The following is a 20,299-nucleotide window of genomic DNA, read 5'->3' on the forward strand; positions in this document are numbered from 1 at the left end:
CCGTCGTCGTCCCGGGCGTCGACCCCCGCGACGCACGAGAGGCCCGCCCCCGGCTGGGGACGGGCTTCTCGGTGGTGGTGCAGCGGATCAGCTGCGGGTGTCGACCCGCTCGCGGCCCGCCGACTCGTGCCGGCCGTGGTGGTCGTCGAGCTCCGTGCCGACGATCGCGGTCACCCGCACCGGCTCGGCCGGGCCGTCGACCCCACCGGCGGTGTGCCGACCGGCCAGCTGCTGGTCCACCGCGGACGTGCTGTCCGTCGGTGCACTCTGCTGGGCGACCCGCTCGTCGCCGCTCTCGGTGCGCAGCGCCACCTCGTGGATGAACACCACGGCGAGCACGGTGATCACCGACAGCAGCGCGGCGATGAGGAAGATCCGGCCGGTGGCGTCGCCGTAGGAGACCCGGATGAGGTCCTGGATCGCCGGCGGCGCGTCGTTGAGGGTGGCCAGGCCGACGTCCCCGCCCCCGGCCTGGGCCGCCGCACCGGCGGGCAGGCCGTCGGTGATCAGGGTGGTGACGCGGGCACTGAGCACCGCGCCCAGCACCGAGACGCCGATCGTGCCGCCCAGGCTGCGGAAGAACGCGACCGCCGAGCTCGCGGCCCCGAGGTCGGTGGCGGCCACGGTGTTCTGCACGGCCAGCACCAGGTTCTGCATCGTCATGCCGATGCCCAGGCCCAGCACGGCGAGGAAGACGCCGAGCAGCACCATGTTCGTGGTGTGGTCGATCGTGGACAGCAGCCCGAACCCGGCGGCGACGAGCACTGACCCGGTGACCAGGTAGGCCTTCCAGCGGCCGTAGCGGCTGATCAGGATGCCCGACACCGTGGAGGAGACCAGCAGGCCGCCGACCATCGGGATGGTGAGCAGGCCGGCCGCGGTGGGCGAGTAGCCGCGGGAGATCTGCAGGTACTGGCCGAGGAAGACCGTGGAGCCGAACAGGGCGACGCCGACCGCGACGCTGGCGACGATGGCCAGGGTCGTGGTGCGGTCCTTGAACAGCCGCAGCGGGACGATCGGCTCCTTGGCCCGAAGCTCGGTCACGATGAACGCGGCCACGGCCAGCAGCCCGCCGCCGACCATCAGCAGGGTCTCGACCGACATCCAGGCGAAGGTGTCACCGGCCAGCGTGACCCAGATCAGCAGCAGGGAGACGCCAGCGGTCAGGAAGGCCGCACCCAGGTAGTCGATGGACACGTCGCGCTTGATCGTGGGCAGGTGCAGCGTGCGCTGCAGCAGCACCAGGGCGACGACGGCGAACGGGACGCCGACGAAGAAGCACCAGCGCCAGCCCAACCAGCTGGTGTCCACCAGCAGACCGCCGATCAGCGGGCCGCCGACGGTGGCCACGGCCATCACACCGCCGAGCAGGCCGGAGTACCGACCACGCTCGCGGGGGCTGATCATCGCGGCCATCGCGATCTGCACCAGCGCCTGCAGGCCACCCAGGCCCAGGCCCTGCAGCACGCGCCAGCCGATCAGGGTGGGCACCGACTGGGCGAGCCCGGCCAGCATCGACCCGAGGACGAACACGACGATCGCGATCTGGATGAGCAGCTTCTTGCTCATCAGGTCGGCGAGCTTGCCCCAGATCGGGGTGGACGCGGTGCTGGCCAGCAGGGTCGCGGTGACCACCCAGGTGTACTGGCTCTGGCTGCCGCGCAGGTCGGTGATGATCGTGGGCAGGGCGTTCGAGACCACCGTCGAGGACAGGAACGCCACGAAGAGCGCGAGGAGGAGACCCGAGAGGGCCTCCAGGATCTGCCGGTGGGTCATCCGACCCTGTTGCTCGGCCGACGGCAGGTCGGCGGTGGTGCTGGCCATGCGAGGAGCTCCTGCGGGTGAGGTGTGCGGGGTGGCGGGGTCGGCGACGGTGCTCATCCGACGGCCGCCGGTCGGGGGGTGCGGGCGGGGCGGCCGACGGCGAGGTCGGCGGTGAGCCGCTCGAGGAGGCGGCACAGCGTGTCGGCCTCCTCGTCGGTCCAGTCGGCCAGCGCGGCGGTGGCCCAGTCGGCCCGGACCTCACGGGTGCGGGCGAGCGCGGCGGCGCCGGCCTCGCTGAGACCGATCAGGCTGGCCCGGCCGTCGAGGGGGTCGGGACGGCGCTGGACGTAGCCGGCGCGCTCGAGCGCGGCGACCTGGCGGCTGGCGACCGAGCCGTCGACGCCGAGGCCGGCGGCCAGGGCGCTGCAGCGCTGCTCGCCGTCGCGCTCGAGCGGCACGAGGACCGCCCAGCCGAAGCTGGGCAGGTCGCCGTAGAGCTCGTGGGCCGCGGCGTGCGAGAGGTGCCGGCCGGCGCGGATGAGCTGGCTGAGCCCGGCGGTGAGCCGGTCGGCGGTGTGCTGCGCGAGCTGCACGGGGGACCTCCAGGAAGTTGCTTGCTTGCTCCAACCATGTTCACACCGATGGTTGTTGTCTGCAACCTCATTGCCCGGAGACCTGCCTCACGACGCACGACGGCCGCGTCCCCCGGGTGCGGGGACGCGGCCGTCGTGGCGGTCGTGGCGGTGCGGGTGGGTCAGGTCGTGGTCGGGGCGCCGATCTGCGCCTCGCGGGCCTCGCCGAGCCGGTTCAGCCGGCCGAGCAGCGCGCCGAGGGCGGCGACGTCGTCGGTCGCCCAGTCGGCCAGGTCGGCCTCCCAGCGGGCCCGCCGGGCGTCGCGGATCTCCGACAGCCGCCGGTGGCCCTCGGGCGAGGTGGACAGCACCTGGGCGCGGCCGTCGTCGGGGTCGGCCACCCGGTCGACCAGGCCGGCGTCCACCAGCGAGGCGACCTGCCGGCTGACGGTGGACTTGTCCAGGCCGAGCCGGACGACGACGTCGCTGGCCCGCAGCGGCCCGGCGTCGTCGAGCAGCACGAGCAACCCGTAGGCCGCGCCGTCCAGACCGCGGTGCAGCTCGCTGGCCAGCCGGCCCTGGATCGCCCGCGCCCGGCGGAGCAGCAGGGCGATCTCGCGCTCGAGCTGGACGTGCGCCTCGTGCGCGGCGGGGTCGGTGGTGGTCGTCGCGGTGCTCACGTCGTGCTCCACGTGCGCGGGGCCCCCTGGGTTCCCGGCCGGGTCCGCGGCGCTCACCGGCTGCTCCGCGGACCGCGCGGGCGCCACACCACCAGGGCGGTCCCCGGCGCGGGGTGGCCGAAGTCGGGCCGGAACGCCGACTCGGCGGCCATCGCGCGGCGCTGGGCGTCGTCGACCTCGGCCAGCAGCTCGCGCACCCGGTCCTGCAGCGCCTCGACCTGGGACTCCAGCTCGATGATCCGCTTGATGCCGGCCAGGTTGACGCCGTCCTCCTGGCTCAGCCGCTGCACCTCGCGGAGCAGCGCGACGTCGCGGGGGCTGTAGCGGCGTCCGCCGCCGGCGGTGCGGCCGGGGCTGACCAGGCCGAGGCGGTCGTACTGGCGCAGCGTCTGGGCGTGCATCCCGGCCAGCTGGGCGGCCACCGAGATGACGAAGACCGGGGCGTCCTCGGCCACGGACCGGGGTTCGGTCACCTCATGCACCCCCTCCGGCACGGACGGCGGCGGTGACCGCCGGGCGCGGGTCCTCGTCGAGCTGGGCGGCCAGCGCCTCGACGGCGGTGCGCGCCTCCGGGCTGAGCGCGGCGGGCACGGCGATCGACACGGTGACCAGCAGGTCACCGGCGCGGGACTTGCCCTGCACGCCGCGGCCGCGGACCCGGAAGGTGCGTCCGCCCGACGTGCCGGCGGGGACCTTGAGGGAGACGGTGCCCTCCAGCGTCGGCACGGTGAGGGTGGTGCCCAGGGCCGCCTCGGCGAAGGTGATCGGCACGTCGAGGGTCAGGTCGTCGCCGCTGCGGCCGAACAGCTCGCTGCCGGTCACGTGCACGACGACGAAGAGGTCACCCGCTGGGCCGCCCCGCCGTCCGGGGGCTCCCTTGCCGGCCAGCCGGATGCGCTGGCCGTCCTTCACCCCGGCCGGGATGCGGACGGTGATGGTGCGGACCTGGTCGGTGATCCCGCTGCCCTTGCAGGTGGCGCAGGGGTCGTCGACGACGGAGCCGCTGCCGCGGCACTCGCGGCACGGCTCGGAGAACGCGAAGGCGCCCTGGCTGCGGCTGGTGACCCCGGCCCCGTTGCAGACCGGGCAGGTGTGCGGTGCGGTGCCGGGCTTCGCGCCGCTGCCGTGGCAGGTGGGGCACGAGCCGGGGCTCTGCATGCGCAGCGGCACGGTCACGCCGAGCACGGCCTCGTCGAAGGCCAGCGTCGCCTCGGTCTCGACGTCCTGGCCGCGGGCCGGGCCCGACGCGGCCTGCTGCCGGCTCCGGGTCCCGCCCGGGGCGGCGCCGCCGCCGAAGAGCCCGCCGAACAGGTCGCCCAGACCGCCGCCGCCGGCGCGGGTGCCGGCCCCGCCCTGACCGGCGGCGCCGAACAGGTCACCGAGGTCGAAGGGCTGGCCGGCGCCGCCGCTGGGGTAGCCGCCGGCGGACGGGAAGCCGCCGCCGGCGCCGCCGGGCCGGAACCCGCCGCTGCCGAACAGCCGGCGGGCCTCGTCGTACTCGGTGCGCTTCTGCGGGTCCGAGAGCACGCCGTAGGCCTCGGAGGCCTCCTTGAACTTGGCCTCGGCCGCGGCGTTGTCCGGGTTCTTGTCCGGGTGCAGGTCCCGGGCCAGCGCGCGGTAGGCCTTCTTGATGGCGGCCGCGTCGGCGTCCTTGGCGACGCCCAGTGCGGCGTAGTAGTCCTTCTCGATGAAGTCCCGGGTGCTCATCGGGCGCCCCCCTCCTGCTCGGTGTGCGTCCGGTGACCGGACGGGTGAGTGCGGGTGCGGCCGGGGCGACGGTCCGTCGCCCCGGCCGCGGTGGTGCCGGTCAGCCCGCGGGGGTCTCCCCCGCCGCGTCCGGCGCGGGCGCTGCGGGCTGCTCGGGGTCGGTGACCCCGACCATCGCGGTGCGCAGCACGCGGTCGCCGCGCCGGAAGCCCGGCCGCAGCACGGTGGTGGCGGTGGGCACGGCGACGTCGGCCGACGAGTCGTGCAGCACCGCCTCGTGCAGGGCGGGGTCGAACGGGTCGCCCGGCGTCCCGAACGTGGTCACGCCCAGGCCGTCGAGCAGCCCCAGCACGCGGTCGGCGACGACCTTGAACGCACCGGTCAGGTCACCGTGCTCGCGGGCCCGCTCGATGTCGTCGACCACCGGGATCAGCTGGCCGGCGAACCGCTCGGCGGCCTGGTCCACCACCGCGACGCGGTCGCGGTCGACCCGCCGCCGGTAGTTGGCGTACTCCGCCGTCACCCGCTGCAGGTCCTCGGTGCGCTCGGCCAGCTGGCGGGCGGCCTCGTCGGCCGGCCCGTCGGCAGGTGCGTCTGCTGCATCGAAGACCTCGGCGGTCACGGCATCGGGCTGGTCGACCTCGGGGGCCGGACCGGTCTGCTCGCTCATCTGCTCCCCTGGGGTGACTGTCGACCCTGGCTGGGCGCCGGCCGACGGGTCCTCCACGGACCCGCCGGTCGGCACCCTGACCTGGCCGCTGGTCGGGTCGATCCGACGCTTGTCGTTGATCACGACGCGCGGGGTCTCCTCGTCCTGCGGTCGGTCGCTCACTTCTTGTCGGTGTCCTCGTCCACGATCTCGGCGTCGACGACGTCGTCGTCGTTGCCGGCCGCGGCGCCGGGGGCACCGGCGTCGGCACCGGGCTGACCCTCGGCACCGGCGGCGTTCTCGGCCTGCTGGGCGTACAGGGCCCCGCCGACCTCCTGGGAGATCCGCGCGACGTTCTCCTGCGCGGTCTTGATCGCGGCGATGTCCGAGCCACCGAGGGCGGAGCGCAGGTCGGTCAGGGCGGAGCCCAGCTCGTCCTTCTTGTCCTCGGGGATCTTGTCGCCGTTCTCGGCCAGGAACTTCTCGGTCTGGTACTGCAGGGACTCGGCCAGGTTGCGGGTCTCGGCCTCGTCGCGGCGCTTCTTGTCCTCCTCGGCGTGCGCCTCGGCGTCGGCCATCATCCGGGCGATGTCGTCCTTGGGCAGGGCCGACCCGCCGGTGATCGTCATCGACTGCTCCTTGCCCGTGCCCAGGTCCTTGGCGTGGACGTGCACGATGCCGTTGGCGTCGATGTCGAAGGCCACCTCGATCTGCGGGACGCCGCGGGGCGCCGGGGGCAGACCGGTCAGCTCGAACATGCCGAGCTTCTTGTTGTAGGCGGCCATCTCGCGCTCGCCCTGGAACACCTGGATCTGCACGCTGGGCTGGTTGTCGTCGGCCGTCGTGAAGATCTCCGAGCGCTTGGTCGGGATCGTGGTGTTGCGCTCGATGAGCTTGGTCATGATCCCGCCCTTGGTCTCGATGCCCAGGGACAGCGGGGTGACGTCGAGCAGCAGGACGTCCTTGACCTCGCCGCGGAGCACGCCGGCCTGCAGCGCGGCACCGATGGCGACGACCTCGTCGGGGTTGACGCCCTTGTTGGGCTCCTTGCCGCCGGTCAGCTCGCGCACCAGGTCGGAGACGGCGGGCATCCGGGTGGAGCCACCGACGAGCACGACGTGGTCGATCGAGGCCACCGGGATGCCGGCGTCGCGGACCACCTGGTTGAACGGCGCCTTGGTGCGGTCCAGCAGCGACTGGGTCATCCGCTGGAACTCCGCGCGGGTGATCGTCACGTCCAGGTGCAGCGGGCCGTCGGCCCCGGCGGTGATGTAGGGCAGGTTGACCGTCGACGACTGCGCGCCGGACAGCTCGATCTTGGCCTTCTCGGCCGCCTCGCGCAGACGCTGCATCGCCAGCTTGTCCTTGGACAGGTCGATGCCGTTGGCGGCGTTGAACTGCTTGACCAGGTGGTCCATGACGGCCTGGTCCCAGTCGTCGCCACCGAGCTGGTTGTCACCGGCGGTGGCCTTGACCTCGATGACGCCGTCGCCGATCTCGAGCAGGCTGACGTCGAACGTGCCGCCGCCGAGGTCGAAGACCAGGATGGTCTGCTCGGTCTCGCCCTTGTCCAGGCCGTAGGCCAGCGCGGCCGCGGTGGGCTCGTTGACCACGCGCAGGACGGTCAGGCCGGCGATCTCGCCGGCCTCCTTGGTGGCCTGGCGCTGGGCGTCCTCGAAGTAGGCCGGGACGGTGATGACGGCCTCGGTGACCGGCTCGCCCAGGTAGGTCTCGGCGTCGCGCTTGAGCTTCTGCAGCACGCGCGCGCTGATCTCCTGCGGCGTGTAGTTCTTGCCGTCGATGTCGGCGGTCTTCCAGTCGGTGCCCATGTGCCGCTTGACCGAGCGGATGGTGCGGTCGACGTTGGTGACGGCCTGGTTCTTCGCGGACTGGCCGACCAGCACCTCGCCGTTCTTGGCGAAGGCGACGACCGACGGGGTGGTGCGGGAGCCCTCGGAGTTGGCGATGACCGTGGGCTCGCCACCCTCCAGGACGGTGACGACGGAGTTCGTGGTGCCGAGGTCGATGCCGACAGCTCGTGCCATGGGGGAGTTGGCCCTTCTCGTGCGGTGGTCAGGTCTGGTGCTGGCTGGTCGTCTCGCGACCACCGGGCCTTGCGCCCTGGCCGCTCAACTTTCCTGCCCACCGTAACGGCAGACCCCGGGGTGGTGTTCCCGGGGGTCGCCGGAGACCTGCGCCACAGCGGCACGGCTGGGCGACCCGCGCGGTCAGGGGCGCGGCAGGCGGGTGACCACGAGGTCCCGCCCGGCCTCCTTGGCCACGTAGAGCAGCCGGTCGGCGCGCAGCAGCACCGCGTCGACCGAGTCGGCGTCGCTGAGCACGCTGACCCCGAAGCTCGCCGTCATGGCCAGCCCGCCCGGGAAGCCGCGGGCGGCGATGTCCCGGCGCAGCCGCTCGGCGACCGCCACCCCGGCCTCCAGGTCGGCCCGCGGGACCACGACGAGGAACTCCTCGCCGCCCCAGCGGCCGAACACGGCGTCCGGGCGCAGCGAGGACAGCACGACGTCGGCCACCTCCTGCAGCACCAGGTCGCCGACGTCGTGGCCGTACCGGTCGTTGACGGCCTTGAAGTGGTCCAGGTCGAACAGGACGACGGCGGTGCTGCCGCCGGCGCGGCGGTCCTGCACCGCGGTGTGCAGCGCGTCGATCAGGCTGCGCCGGTTCGGCAGCCCGGTCAGGACGTCGGTGTGCGCGAGCTCCCGCAGCCGGGCGGCCTCGGCCCGGCTCAGCGCCAGGGCCTCCTTGCTGCGGGCCATGAGGAAGGCCAGCATCGCCAGCACCACGACGTAGCCCAGCGCGCCGGCGAGGTCCAGCGCGTAGTTCCGCATCCCGGGCTCGACGGGCAGGAACCGCACCGTGCCGACGACCAGCGCGATCGCCGGGCCGGCCAGCGAGGCGACCACCGCCCAGCGCACGTCGAACCACAGGTGGGCCAGCACCACGAGCAGGCACAGGTTGGCGAAGACACCCGGGAACAGCGAGGCCCACGCGGCGGCGTCGTCGGGGGCCGCGGCCAGCTGCAGGGCCATCGTGGTCAGCCAGACCACCGCGAGGACGACGAACCCGCCGACCTCCACCCACCGCACCCGGGACGGCCACCACACCAGCAGCGCCCCGGCGCCGAGCAGGAACAGCGCCAGCAGCGGGAAGGACACCGTCCGCTCGAGCTGCTGACCCCCGGGGCGGGCGATCTGCCAGGCGCAGCCCAGCAGGCCGAGCAGGCAGATCGCGAGGTAGACGCGGCGCCGCACCTGCCCCTGCACGCGCCGCCTCCCTGTCGCCACCCCCCTGCGCCGGGTGATCGACGCAGGTCGGGCGGTCGCCAGAGGTTGTCACGCCCGCCCGGGCGCGGCAACGCCGACCCGCGGACGGGCGCGCCCCCGGTGTCGGTTACTCGCCAGTAGCCTGTCGGTGCGCTGGGCTATCGTCCGCGCCAGTCACCGTCGTCGTCCCGACGCTCGGGGAGAGGGAGTTCCGTGGGCCCGTTGCAGATCGTCCTGGGCACGCTGTGCGTGCTGCTGCTCGTCGTCGCCGTCGTGCTGGCGACCCAGGCGGTGCGGAAGATGCTGGCCGTCATCAAGACCGGCCAGCCCGACGGCACCCGGTTCGGCCCCGTCGGCCCCCGGTTGAAGAACCTGGCCGTGGAGTCCCTGGGGCACACCCGGATGCTCAAGTGGTCGACCATCGGCGCCGCGCACTGGTTCGTGATGGTGGGCTTCTACGGCCTGTTCCTCACCCTGGTCGAGGCCTTCGGCGAGGTCTTCTCCCCCAGCTTCCACCTGCCGCTGATCGGCACCTGGGGCGTCTGGAACCTCTTCGTCGACGTCATCGGCGCCGGCACGGTCATCGGCATCCTGGTGCTGATCGTCATCCGGCAGAAGGACCACCCGCGCCGCACCGGCCGCAACGGCCGCTTCACCGGGTCCAACGAGGGCCGCGGCTACTTCGTCGAGGCCGTCGTCCTGGTCATCGGCATCTGCATCCTGTCGATCCGGGCCGCCAAGATCGCCTCGGGCCTGGACGACGCCCCCGGCTGGTCGCACCCGGTCAGCTCGGCGCTGTCGAACCTGTTCCCCGACAGCCCCGACCTGGTCAGCGTCATCGCGTTCGTGAAGATCGTGGTCAGCCTGGTCTGGCTGATCGTGATCGCGCGCAACCTGACGATGGGCGTGGCCTGGCACCGGTTCAGCGCCTTCTTCAACATCTACTTCAAGCGCGAGGACGACGGCGGGGTCGCGCTGGGCGCCCTGCAGCCGATGACCTCGGGCGGCGTGCCGATCGACTTCGAGGACCCGGACGAGGACGCGACCTTCGGCCGCGGCAAGATAGAGGACTTCACCTGGAAGGGGATGCTGGACTTCACCACCTGCACCGAGTGCGGGCGGTGCCAGAGCCAGTGCCCGGCCTGGAACACCGGCAAGCCCCTGTCGCCGAAGATGGTGATCATGGACCTGCGGGACCACCTGTACGCGAAGGCGCCGTACCTGGTCGGCGCCCGCGAGGTGGGTGACGGCAAGGGCGACTCCGCGGGTGGCGAGTCGGTGATGACGCCCGAGGCGCCGTCGGCGGAGCAGACCTGGTACTCCGGCTTCGCCCGCATCGAGGGCACCAACGACGCCCAGGCCGAGCGCCCGCTGGTCGGCACCCTCGAGGAGGGCGGGGTCATCGACCCCGACGTGCTGTGGAGCTGCACCAGCTGCGGGGCCTGCGTGGAGCAGTGCCCGGTCGACATCGAGCACGTCGACCACATCATGGACATGCGCCGCTACCAGACGCTGATCGAGTCCAGCTTCCCCTCCGAGGCCGGCGTGATGCTGCGCAACCTGGAGAACCGCGGCAACCCGTGGGGCGTCAGCCCGTCCACCCGTGACGAGTGGATGAAGGACATGCCCTTCCCGGTCCGCCAGGTCGAGGGCGCGATCGACGACGACGTCGAGTACCTGTTCTGGGTCGGCTGCGCCGGGGCCATCGACGACCGGGCCAAGAAGGTCACCAAGGCCGTCGCCGAGCTGCTGCACACCGCGGGCGTCGAGTTCGCCGTGCTGGGCTCGGGCGAGACCTGCACCGGTGACCCGGCCCGCCGGATGGGCAACGAGTTCGTCTTCCAGCAGCTGGCCGCGGAGAACGTCGAGACGCTGAACACCGTCTTCGAGGGCCGCGAGACCGGCCGCCGCAAGATCGTGGCGACCTGCCCGCACTGCTTCAACTCGATCAACAAGGAGTACCCGCAGCTGGGCGGCGACTACGACGTCGTGCACCACACCCAGCTGCTGGGCCAGCTCGTGGAGGAGGGCCGGCTGGTGCCGGTCACCCCGATCGACCGCAAGGTGACCTACCACGACCCGTGCTTCCTGGGCCGGCACAACAAGGTCTACACCCCGCCGCGGGAGATCCTGGACAGCGTCCAGGGCCTGCGCACCCAGGAGATGCACCGCTGCAAGGACCGCGGGTTCTGCTGCGGCGCCGGCGGTGCGCGGATGTGGATGGAGGAGAAGATCGGGACGCGGATCAACATGAACCGCACCGAGGAGGCGCTCGAGCTCGAGCCCGACGTCATCTCCACCGCCTGCCCGTTCTGCATCACGATGCTCAGCGACGCGGTGAACACCAAGAAGGAGAAGGGCGAGGCGGCCGAGCACGTCGAGGTCCTCGACGTCAGCCAGATCCTGCTCCGCGCGATGGCCCCGGTCGGGGCCGCCGCAGCCGGCACCGCGTCGGGCCCGACGCCGGGCTCCGAGGGCCCGGAGGACCGGGGCACCGCCCCGCAGGGCACCGAGCACGGCGAGACCCAGCAGGGCCAGTCCGGCCCGGGCGCCGCACCCGCCGAGTAACCGCACCCAGCAACACCCCGCAGCCGACGAAGGACCTGGCCCCACCCCACGACACGCTCCGCGTGCCGCGGGCCCCTGGGGCCAGGCCGTTCCATCCCGTCACCAGGGACACTGGACGCCGTGAGCTTCATCTTCGGCGGGGTGCGGGGGCGCGAGGACCCCGAGCTGGCGGCGGGCAACCGGCGCTCGGCGAACCACTACGCCCGCGACATCGGCGACGAGCGGGCGCTGGCCGGTGACCGGCCCACCATCCGGCGCGGGAACCACTGGGCGTGGCTGGCGGTGGCGGTGGTCGCCCTGGCGGTGCTGGCGTTCACCAGCTCCCGCGGCGCCGACGAGGTGCCGCTGACGGCGAACTGCAGCACCCCGGCGATCGGGGTCTCCTCCAGCCAGGTCGTCCGCGGCCAGACCATGTACGTCCGGCTCACCGGTCCCGATGACACCGACTTCGTGCTGACCGTCGACGGCGAACCGGTCCGCGGCGACGCCGGGTCGACGGTGGACTACACCGAGACCCCGGCCGGCCCCGCGCTGCGGCTGGCCCAGTGCCTGTCCCCCGACCTCGCCCTGGCCGTCCCCGCCGGCGACGGCGCGCACGAGCTCGCCCTGCAACGGCTCGCGGCCGACGGCTCCACCATCCAGGTCGCCGCGGTCACGATCCAGGTCAGCGGCACGGGCTGACGACGACGGGCAGCCCGGCAAGGTACACATCACCCGTGCTGCTCCACCTGCGGATCACCTCCCCGGCCGACCGGACCGAGGCCGTCCGCACGCTGCTCGCCGACGACCCGGGCACCGCCCACCTGGCGCTGCTGCCCGGCTGCTCGGTGAGCCCGCCCGGCGACGTGTTCCTGGTCGACGTCGCCCGGGAGTCCGCCGACGGCGTCATCTCCGCGCTGCGCGAGCTGGGCATCGACCGGGACGGCGGCATCGCGATCGAGTCCGTCGACGCCGCGGTCTCCCGGCCGGCCCAGGAGGCCGAGGACCGGGCGCCGGGGGACGGCGCGGACGCGGTGGTCTGGGAGCAGGTCGTCCGCACGACGGACGCCGACTCCTCGCTGTCGGTCGCCTACGTGGCCTTCCTGACCATCGCCACGCTGCTGGCCGCGGTGGCCATCGTCAACGACTCGGCCGTCCTGGTCATCGGCGCCATGGTGCTGGGGCCCGAGTTCGCCCCCATCGCCGCGCTGGCGGTCGCGGTCGTGCACGGCCGGCGCTCGATCGCCCGCCGGGCGGTGATCGCCCTGGTCGTCGGTTTCGCCGTCGCGATCGCGGTCACCACGGCGGTGGCCGTGCTGGGCCGGGCGCTGGGCTGGTACGGACCCGAGCTGCTGGACGCGGCCCGGCCGGCGACCGGCTTCATCACCCAGCCCGACCGCTGGTCCCTGGTCGTGGCGGTGCTGGCCGGCATCGCCGGCGTGCTGTCGCTGACCTCGGCCAAGTCCGGCGCCCTGGTCGGGGTCTTCATCTCGGTGACCACGGTCCCGGCAGCCGGGGACATCGCGCTGTCGCTGGCGCTGGGCGGCGGTCGGGAACTCGGCGAGGCCGCGGCCCAGCTGGGCATCAACCTGGTCGGCATCCTGGTCGCCGCACTGGCCACGCTGGCCCTGCAGAAGGCGGTCTGGCGACGGGTGCCCCGCACGGTGCCGCACCGGTTGGCCGACACCGCGGCCTGACCTCCGCCGGCGCGCACGCCGCTGACCTGCGGCGACACGCCGCGGGCCGGACGTGCCACCATGTCAGCCGTGACCGCGACCCCGGCCGTGTCCGCCTCCCCGGCGGCGCTGCTGCACCACGTGCGCACGGGTCGCGCGCGCAGCCGGGCCGAGCTGGTGGCCCTGACCGGCGCCTCCCGCAACACCATCAGCGGCCGGGTCGACCAGCTGATCGGCGCCAACCTGCTGGCCGAGGGCGGCCGCGGCTGGAGCACCGGCGGACGGCCGCCGACGCTGCTGCAGTTCAACAGCGAGGCCGGCTGCGTGCTCGCGGTGGACCTCGGGGTCACCAGCGTCGACGTCGCCGTCACCGACCTGTCGGCACGCGTGCTGGCGACGGCCGGGCACCCGATCGACATCTCCGAGGGACCCGCGGCCGTGCTCGGCGAGGCGAGCCGGCTGGGCCGCCAGGTGCTCGCCGAGGCCGGGCTGCGCGACGCCGACGTGCGCGCGGTCGGGGTCGGGGTGCCCGGCCCGGTCGAGTTCTCGACCGGCCGGCCCTCGCACCCGCCGATCATGCCGGGCTGGCACGACCACCCGATCCCCGAGGCGTTCGCCCGCTGGGCGGCCCCGGTCTTCGTCGACAACGACGTCAACGTGATGGCCCTGGGCGAGCTGGGTGTCGAGGGCTCCGACCAGGACGCCCTCGTGGTCAAGGTCGGCACCGGGGTCGGCTGCGGCGTGATCGTGGCCGGGCGCGTCTACCGGGGCGCGCAGGGCAGCGCCGGGGACATCGGGCACATCCACGTCCACGCAGCCGACGGCCGCAGCGTGCTGTGCCGCTGCGGCAACACCAACTGCCTGGAGGCGCTGGCCAGCGGGGCCTCGCTGCTGCGCGACGCCCTCGACGCCGGCCTGCCGGTCGCCAGCACCCGGGACGTCGTCGCCCTCGCCGTCCGCGGGGACGGCCCGGCGCTGGAGCTGGTGCGAGACGCCGGCCGGACGATCGGCACCGTGCTGGCCGCGCTGGTCAACTTCTTCAACCCGCACCGGATCGTGGTCACCGGCGGGGTGGCCCAGGCCGGCCTGCCGCTGCTGTCGGGCATCCGGGAGTCCGTCTACGCCCGCGCGATGCCGCTGGCCGCCCGCACCCTGGACATCTCGGTCAGCGACGCCCCGGAGCTCTCCGGGCGGGTCGGCGCGGCACTGATGGCCATCGAGGGCTACCTGGACGACGAGTCCGTCCGGCAGGCCATCACCAGCTGACCGGCGGCCGAAACCGGCAGCCCATCTCGTTTCGGTAACGGTTCACCGGGACCTGGGTCACACACGCTCAGCCAGACCATAGGTTGACGCTGCAACGGACTAATGCTCATTGCTGAGCATAAGTGGAGGCGGTGGGAGTGAGCGGCGTGCTGCTCGAGATGCAGGGGATCGTCAAGACCTTCCCCGGGGTACGGGCCCTCGACGGCGTCGACCTCGACGTCCGCGCGGGCGAGGTGCACTGCCTGCTCGGCCAGAACGGCGCGGGGAAGTCCACGCTGATCAAGGTGCTGGCCGGCGCGCACCAGCCCGACGAGGGGACCATCCGGTGGGAGGGCGAGCCGATCCGGCTCACCGACCCGCAGGCGGCGATGAGCCGCGGGATCGCGACCATCTACCAGGAGCTGGACCTGGTCGCCGGCCTCTCCGTCGCCGACAACGTCTTCCTCGGCCGGGAGCGCTCCCGGTTCGGCCTCAGCCGACCGGCCGCCGACCACCGGGCCACGGCCGCGCTGCTCACCCGGCTCGGCCACCCCGAGATCCGGCCCGGCGCCGAGGTCGGCACGCTCTCGGCGGCCAGCCAGCAGATGGTGAGCATGGCCCGCGCGCTGTCCCAGGACGCCCGGCTGATCGTCATGGACGAGCCCTCCGCGGTGCTGGACAACGAGGAGGTCGAGCGGCTGTTCACCGTCGTCCGCGACCTCACCGCCGACGGGGTGGCCGTCGTCTACATCTCCCACCGGCTGGAGGAGATCCGGCAGATCGGCGACCGGATCACCGTCATCAAGGACGGCGCGACGGTGGCCACCGGCCTGCCCGCCCGGGAGACCTCGACCCGCGAGGTCATCTCCCTGATGACCGGCCGCACCATCGAGTACGTCTTCCCCCAGCGCACCGAGCGCGCCGCGGCCACCGCGGCGCCGCTGCTGGAGGTCGAGCACCTGACCGTGCCCGGCCACGTCGACGACGTGTCCTTCACCGTCGCGCCCGGGGAGATCCTGGGCCTGGCCGGGCTGGTGGGCTCGGGCCGCTCCGAGGTGCTGGAGGCCGTCTACGGCGCGCGGCGCCCCAGCACCGGCCAGGTCCGGGTCGGCGGCAAGCGGCTGCGCCCCGGCGACGTGGCCGCGGCGGTCGGCGCGGGGGTCGGGCTGGCCCCGGAGGAGCGCAAGAGCCAGGCGCTGCTGCTCGGCGAGCCGATCTACCGCAACATCACCGTGTCCAGCCTGTCCCGCTTCGCCCGCGCCGGCTTCCTGTCCGGCCGGGCCGAGCGGGCCGCCGCCCGCGAGCAGACCGACGCGCTGGACCTGCGCCCGGTCGACGTCGACCGCGAGGTCCGCACGCTGTCCGGCGGCAACCAGCAGAAGGTAGTGCTGGCCCGTTGGCTGCTGCGCGACTGCCGGGTGCTGCTGCTGGACGAGCCCACCCGCGGCGTCGACGTCGGCGCCCGGTCGGAGATCTACGCGCTGATCCGCGCGCTGGCCGACCGCGGCGTGGCCGTCGTCCTGGTCAGCAGCGAGATCCCCGAGGTGCTCGGTCTGGCCGACCGGGTCCTCGTGCTGGCCGACGGCCGCGTGCTGGCCGACGAGCCGGCCACCGCACTGGACGAGCACCGGGTCCTGGACCTGGTCATGCAGGGGCTCCCCACCGGGGCCACCCACACCATCGAGGGGCACGTGGCATGAGCGAGCAGACCACCACCGGCAGCACGACCACCGCGTCGGACGCGCCGGCACCCAGCACCCCGACGTCGTCGGGCGCCGGCCTCCTGGCCGGCCCGGTCGGGCGCAACCTCGGCCTGGTCGTCGCGTTCGCCCTGCTGTGCATCGTCGGGATCATCACCGCCGGCGACCGGTTCGCCAGCACCGACAACGTGCTGACCATCCTCCGGCTGGCCGCCGTCGTCGGCGTGGTCAGCATCGGGATGACCTTCGTGATCATCGGCGGCGGGATCGACCTGTCCGTCGGCGCCCTGGTCGCGCTGGCCTCGATCTGGGCCACCACGCTGGCCACCCAGGCGCTGGCCGCCGACACGCACTGGATCCTCATGGCCGGCGCCGCCGTCCTGGTCGGTGCGATCGCCGGGCTGGTCAACGGGGTGGTGATCGCCTACGGGAAACTGGTGGCCTTCATCGCCACCCTGGCCATGCTCGCCGCCGCCCGCGGCCTGGCCGAGATCATCGCCAACCGGCGCACCCAGATCGTCCAGGACCAGGACTTCCTCCGGTTCTTCTCCAGCAGCCCGCTCGGCGTCCCGACGCTGGTCTGGATGTTCGCCCTGGTCGCCCTCGCCGGCTGGGTGCTGCTCAACCGCACCACCTTCGGCCGGCGCACCTTCGCCGTTGGCGGCAACGCCGAGGCCGCCCGCCTGGCCGGCATCCGGGTGCAGCGGCACACGGTCGCCCTCTACGTGCTGTCCGGGGTGACCTGCGGCCTGGCCGCGGTCATGCTCATGGCCCGGACGACGACCGGCAGCTCCACCCACGGCACGCTGCTGGAGCTGGACGCGATCGCCGCCGTCGTCATCGGCGGCACGCTGCTGATCGGTGGCCGCGGCACGATCGTCGGCACCGTCCTGGGCGTGCTGATCTTCACCACGCTCAGCAACGTCTTCACGCTGAACAACCTGTCCAGCTCCGCCCAGGCCGTGGCCAAGGGCGTGATCATCGTGGCCGCCGTCCTGCTCCAGCAGCGGGTCGCCGCCGGCCGTCGGCAGCGCCGCTCGCCCAAGGCCCTGCCGCCCACCGCTGCGGAGGGCGCCCCCGCCGGCGCCAGCCCCGGCGTCCCCGCTTCCTGACCCCTCCCACGGCACCACCCACCCCCCTCAAGGAGAAACACATGTCCGCACGGCACCGTCGCCTGCTGACCAGCACCGTCGCCCTGCTCGGCGCCGGTGTCATGGTCGCCGGCTGCACCGGCAACACCCCCGAGGCCTCCAGCTCCGGCGGGGGCGGCAACAACGCCGCCAGCTCCAACGACGACGCCGGTGACACCGTCACCATCGGCTTCTCCGCCCCGGCCGCCGACCACGGCTGGATGGCCCAGATCACCGCAGCCGCCCGGGCCGAGGCCGACGGCTACGACGACGTCGAGCTGGTCGTCGCCGAGGGCACCAACGACGTGTCCGCCCAGATCGCCCAGGTCGAGACCTTCATCAACGACGGCGTCGACGCGATCGTGCTGCTGCCCTTCGACGGTGCCGCGCTCACCCCGATCGCGCTGGAGGCCATGGAGGCCGGCATCCCGGTCATCAACGTCGACCGCGAGTTCGACGACCCGGACGCCGCCCGCGTGACGATCCTGGGCGACAACTACGGCATGGGCGTCTCCGCCGGTGCCTACATCTGCTCGCAGCTCGAGGACAAGCCCGACGCCGTCGTGGCCGAGGTCGCCGGCATCGACTCCCTGCCCCTGACCCAGGAGCGCAGCCAGGGCTTCTCCGACGCCCTCGCCGACTGCGGCCTGGACGTCGACAACCGGGTCGCCGCGGAGTTCACCGTGGAGTCCGGCGAGGAGGTCACGGCGAACCTGCTGCAGGCCGCCCCGCAGATCGACGCCATCTGGAACCACGACGACGACCAGGGCATCGGCGTCCTGGCCGCCATCACCAACGCCGGCCGCGACGAGTTCTTCATGGTCGGCGGCGCCGGCTCGGCCAACGCCATGCGCAGCATCCAGGCCGGCGACTCGGTCCTGCAGGCCACCGTCATCTACCCGGCCAGCCAGGCCGCGGACGGCGTCCGGCTGGCCCGCCTGATCGCCCAGGGCAAGGCGCTCTCGGACCTCATCGACGTCGAGGTGCCCCGCCAGATCACCCTGTCGGCCCCGGTCGTGACCGCGGACAACGTCGACCAGTACATCGACAGCGCGTTCGAGTCCTGATCCCCCGCCGGGGTGCGCGGCCCGCCCGCGCACCCCGGCTCCCCACGGAAGGACCGGCATGAGCACCCCCCTCCGCGTCGCGATGATCGGGCACGCCTTCATGGGCAAGGCCCACTCGCACGCCTGGCGCACCGCGCCCCGCTTCTTCGACCTCCCGCTGCGCCCCGAGCTCGCCGTCCTGGTCGGCCGCGACGCCGAGCGGACCGCCGCCGCGGCGGAGCAGCTCGGCTGGGCCGAGACCGCCACCGACTGGCGCGCGGTCCTCGAGCGGCACGACGTCGACCTGGTCGACATCTGCACCCCCGGCGACACCCACGCCGAGATCGCCATCGCCGCGCTCGAGGCCGGCAAGCACGTGCTGTGCGAGAAGCCGCTGGCCAACTCGGTCGCCGAGGCCGAGGCCATGACCGCCGCGGCCGACCGCGCCGCCGCGCACGGCGTCCGGGCGATGGTCGGGTTCACCTACCGCCGGGTCCCGGCCATCGCGCTGGCCCGCCAGCTCGTGGCCGAGGGCCGGATCGGCCAGGTCCGGCACGTCCGGGCCGCCTACCTGCAGGACTGGATCGCCGACCCCGAGGCACCGATGTCGTGGCGGCTGGAGGCCGACAAGGCCGGCTCCGGGGCGCTGGGCGACATCGGCGCGCACGTGGTCGACCTGACCCAGCACATCACCGGCGAGACCGTCACCGGGGTCAGCGCGGCGCTGGAGACGTTCGTGAAGGAGCGCCCGTTGCCGGCCGCGGCCGGGTCGCTGTCGGGCACCGCCGGAGAGGGCACCGGCACGGTCACCGTCGACGACGCCGCCGTGTTCCTCGCCCGCTTCTCCGGCGGCGGGCTGGCCACCTTCGAGGCCACCCGCTTCGCCCTGGGCCGCAAGAACGCCATCCGCTTGGAGATCAACGGCTCCCTGGGCAGCCTGGCGTTCGACTTCGAGGACATGAACGTCCTGCACTTCTTCGACGGCGCCGACCCGGCGGCCACCGCCGGCTTCCGCCGGATCGTGGTCACCGAGCCCGACCACCCCTACGTCGCCGGCTGGTGGCCGGCCGGCCACGGGCTGGGCTACGAGCACGCCTTCACCCACCAGGTGGTCGACCTGGTCGGCGCACTCGCCGCGGGCGAGCAGCCCACGCCGTCCTTCGCCGACGGGCTGGCCGTGCAGCATGTGCTGGACGCCGTGCAGCGCAGCGCCGCCGACCGGTCCACCTGGACCCCCGTCGTCCTTGACCCGAGGAGTTCCTGATGCCCCGCCCCGTCACCCTGTTCACCGGCCAGTGGGCCGACCTGCCCTTCGCCGAGGTCTGCGAGCTCGCCTCCGGGTGGGGCTACGACGGCCTGGAGATCGCCTGCTGGGGCGACCACCTCGACGTCGTCCGGGCCACCGAGGACGACGGCTACCTGCGCGCGAAGAAGGACCTGCTGGAGCAGCACGGCCTGCAGGTCTTCGCGATCAGCAACCACCTCAACGGCCAGGCCGTCTGCGACGACCCGATCGACGAGCGGCACGCCAACATGGTCGACCCCCGCGTGTGGGGCGACGGCGACCCCGAGGGTGTCCGCCGCCGGGCCGCCGAGGAGATGAAGGCCACCGCCCGCGCGGCGCAGGCCCTCGGCGTCAAGACGGTCGTCGGGTTCACCGGGTCCTCGATCTGGAAGACCGTGGCCATGTTCCCGCCGGTGCCCGAGTCGATGGTCGAGGCCGGCTACCGCGACTTCGCCGACCGGTGGAACCCGATCCTCGACGAGTTCGACGCCGCCGGCGTCCGGTTCGCCCACGAGGTGCACCCCTCGGAGATCGCCTACGACTACTGGACGACGGTCGCCACCATGGAGGCCATCGGCCACCGGGAGGCCTTCGGCCTCAACTGGGACCCCAGCCACTTCGTGTGGCAGGACCTGGACCCGGTCGGGTTCCTCTGGGACTTCAAGGACCGGATCTACCACGTGGACTGCAAGGACGCGAAGAAGCAGGTCGGCAACGGCCGCAACGGCCGGATGGGCTCGCACCTGCCCTGGGCCGACCCGCGCCGCGGCTGGGACTTCGTCTCCACCGGGCACGGCGACGTCCCCTGGGAGGCGTGCTTCCGGATGCTGAACACCATCGGCTACGACGGCCCGATCTCCGTGGAGTGGGAGGACGCCGGCATGGACCGCCTGGTCGGTGCCCCCGAGGCCCTGGAGTTCGTCCGGAAGCTGGCCTTCGACCCGCCGTCGGCCGCGTTCGACGCCGCCTTCTCGCGCAGCTGACCCGCCGCCCGCGCACCGCGGGCGTCGAGGA

Annotated in this window: 17 protein-coding genes; 9 read left to right on the forward strand and 8 right to left on the reverse strand. The window is 73.4% G+C overall.

Annotation, left to right across the window (positions count from 1 at the left end; genetic code table 11):
* Positions 1-87 precede the first annotated feature (87 nt).
* The 8 genes from UXQ13_RS16735 to UXQ13_RS16770 all read right to left on the reverse strand — a co-directional run bounded on the left by UXQ13_RS16735 (position 88) and on the right by UXQ13_RS16770 (position 8,656).
* Positions 88-1,824: an MDR family MFS transporter gene (locus UXQ13_RS16735; protein WP_225233214.1), complete on the reverse strand. Its 1,737-nt coding sequence runs from the start codon at positions 1,822-1,824 to the stop codon at positions 88-90.
* Positions 1,825-1,877: 53 nt separating this feature from the next.
* On the reverse strand, positions 1,878-2,357 hold the full coding sequence (locus tag UXQ13_RS16740; protein WP_336392569.1) for a MarR family winged helix-turn-helix transcriptional regulator: 480 nt from the start codon (positions 2,355-2,357) through the stop codon (positions 1,878-1,880).
* A gap of 161 nt (positions 2,358-2,518) precedes the next feature.
* Positions 2,519-3,016, reverse strand: a complete 498-nt coding sequence (locus tag UXQ13_RS16745; protein WP_225233215.1) for a MarR family winged helix-turn-helix transcriptional regulator — start codon at positions 3,014-3,016, stop codon at positions 2,519-2,521.
* Between the two features lie 53 nt (positions 3,017-3,069).
* The gene (locus UXQ13_RS16750) at positions 3,070-3,489 is read right to left on the reverse strand and encodes a heat shock protein transcriptional repressor HspR (protein ID WP_225233216.1); all 420 of its coding nucleotides are present in this window, start codon (positions 3,487-3,489) and stop codon (positions 3,070-3,072) included.
* A 1-nt stretch (position 3,490) separates the two neighbouring features.
* Entirely contained in the window at positions 3,491-4,723 is a 1,233-nt protein-coding gene (gene dnaJ, locus UXQ13_RS16755; protein ID WP_225233217.1) for a molecular chaperone DnaJ, read from the reverse strand.
* Positions 4,724-4,823: 100 nt separating this feature from the next.
* Complete coding sequence (gene grpE, locus UXQ13_RS16760) at positions 4,824-5,555, reverse strand: nucleotide exchange factor GrpE (RefSeq protein WP_225233218.1); 732 nt, start codon at positions 5,553-5,555, stop codon at positions 4,824-4,826.
* Positions 5,552-7,417, reverse strand: a complete 1,866-nt coding sequence (gene dnaK, locus UXQ13_RS16765) for a molecular chaperone DnaK (RefSeq protein WP_225233219.1) — start codon at positions 7,415-7,417, stop codon at positions 5,552-5,554. Before dnaK ends, grpE begins: the two co-directional genes overlap by 4 nt.
* Positions 7,418-7,600: 183 nt before the next feature.
* A complete protein-coding gene (locus UXQ13_RS16770; RefSeq protein ID WP_225233220.1) occupies positions 7,601-8,656 on the reverse strand; it encodes a GGDEF domain-containing protein in 1,056 nt (351 codons plus the stop codon).
* Positions 8,657-8,869: 213 nt separating this feature from the next.
* Between UXQ13_RS16770 and UXQ13_RS16775 the strand changes: the two genes are divergently transcribed.
* From UXQ13_RS16775 to UXQ13_RS16815, 9 genes are all read left to right on the forward strand, one after another.
* On the forward strand, positions 8,870-11,224 hold the full coding sequence (locus tag UXQ13_RS16775; RefSeq protein WP_225233221.1) for a (Fe-S)-binding protein: 2,355 nt from the start codon (positions 8,870-8,872) through the stop codon (positions 11,222-11,224).
* Positions 11,225-11,344: 120 nt separating this feature from the next.
* Complete coding sequence (locus UXQ13_RS16780; protein ID WP_225233222.1) at positions 11,345-11,905, forward strand: hypothetical protein; 561 nt, start codon at positions 11,345-11,347, stop codon at positions 11,903-11,905.
* A gap of 35 nt (positions 11,906-11,940) precedes the next feature.
* Entirely contained in the window at positions 11,941-12,900 is a 960-nt protein-coding gene (locus UXQ13_RS16785) for a DUF389 domain-containing protein (protein WP_225233223.1), read from the forward strand.
* A gap of 69 nt (positions 12,901-12,969) precedes the next feature.
* On the forward strand, positions 12,970-14,145 hold the full coding sequence (locus UXQ13_RS16790; protein WP_225233224.1) for an ROK family protein: 1,176 nt from the start codon (positions 12,970-12,972) through the stop codon (positions 14,143-14,145).
* 137 nt (positions 14,146-14,282) lie between these two features.
* Positions 14,283-15,824 (forward strand): sugar ABC transporter ATP-binding protein, encoded by a 1,542-nt coding sequence (locus UXQ13_RS16795; protein WP_225233225.1) that lies wholly within the window; start codon positions 14,283-14,285, stop codon positions 15,822-15,824.
* Entirely contained in the window at positions 15,821-16,936 is a 1,116-nt protein-coding gene (locus tag UXQ13_RS16800) for an ABC transporter permease (protein ID WP_336392570.1), read from the forward strand. Before UXQ13_RS16795 ends, UXQ13_RS16800 begins: the two co-directional genes overlap by 4 nt.
* A gap of 41 nt (positions 16,937-16,977) precedes the next feature.
* On the forward strand, positions 16,978-18,021 hold the full coding sequence (locus UXQ13_RS16805) for a substrate-binding domain-containing protein (protein WP_225233227.1): 1,044 nt from the start codon (positions 16,978-16,980) through the stop codon (positions 18,019-18,021).
* 58 nt (positions 18,022-18,079) lie between these two features.
* Positions 18,080-19,264, forward strand: coding sequence for a Gfo/Idh/MocA family protein (locus tag UXQ13_RS16810; protein WP_225233228.1), 1,185 nt, complete (start codon positions 18,080-18,082; stop codon positions 19,262-19,264).
* A complete protein-coding gene (locus UXQ13_RS16815) occupies positions 19,264-20,268 on the forward strand; it encodes a sugar phosphate isomerase/epimerase family protein (RefSeq protein ID WP_225233229.1) in 1,005 nt (334 codons plus the stop codon). The genes UXQ13_RS16810 and UXQ13_RS16815 overlap by 1 nt, the downstream gene beginning before the upstream one ends.
* Positions 20,269-20,299 lie beyond the last annotated feature (31 nt).

Origin of the sequence: Klenkia terrae (genome assembly GCF_037083865.1) — a bacterium.
Classification (GTDB): Bacteria; Actinomycetota; Actinomycetes; order Mycobacteriales; family Geodermatophilaceae; genus Klenkia; species Klenkia terrae.

Excerpts from the sequence above, each read along its gene's own strand:
- UXQ13_RS16735 (WP_225233214.1), bottom strand. The coding sequence starts at position 1,824 with ATGGCCAGCACCACCGCCGACCTGCCGTCGGCCGAGCAACAGGGTCGG.
- dnaJ (WP_225233217.1), bottom strand. The coding sequence starts at position 4,723 with ATGAGCACCCGGGACTTCATCGAGAAGGACTACTACGCCGCACTGGGC.
- dnaK (WP_225233219.1), bottom strand. The coding sequence starts at position 7,417 with ATGGCACGAGCTGTCGGCATCGACCTCGGCACCACGAACTCCGTCGTC.
- UXQ13_RS16800 (WP_336392570.1), top strand. The coding sequence starts at position 15,821 with ATGAGCGAGCAGACCACCACCGGCAGCACGACCACCGCGTCGGACGCG.
- UXQ13_RS16805 (WP_225233227.1), top strand. The coding sequence starts at position 16,978 with ATGTCCGCACGGCACCGTCGCCTGCTGACCAGCACCGTCGCCCTGCTC.
- UXQ13_RS16810 (WP_225233228.1), top strand. The coding sequence starts at position 18,080 with ATGAGCACCCCCCTCCGCGTCGCGATGATCGGGCACGCCTTCATGGGC.
- UXQ13_RS16815 (WP_225233229.1), top strand. The coding sequence starts at position 19,264 with ATGCCCCGCCCCGTCACCCTGTTCACCGGCCAGTGGGCCGACCTGCCC.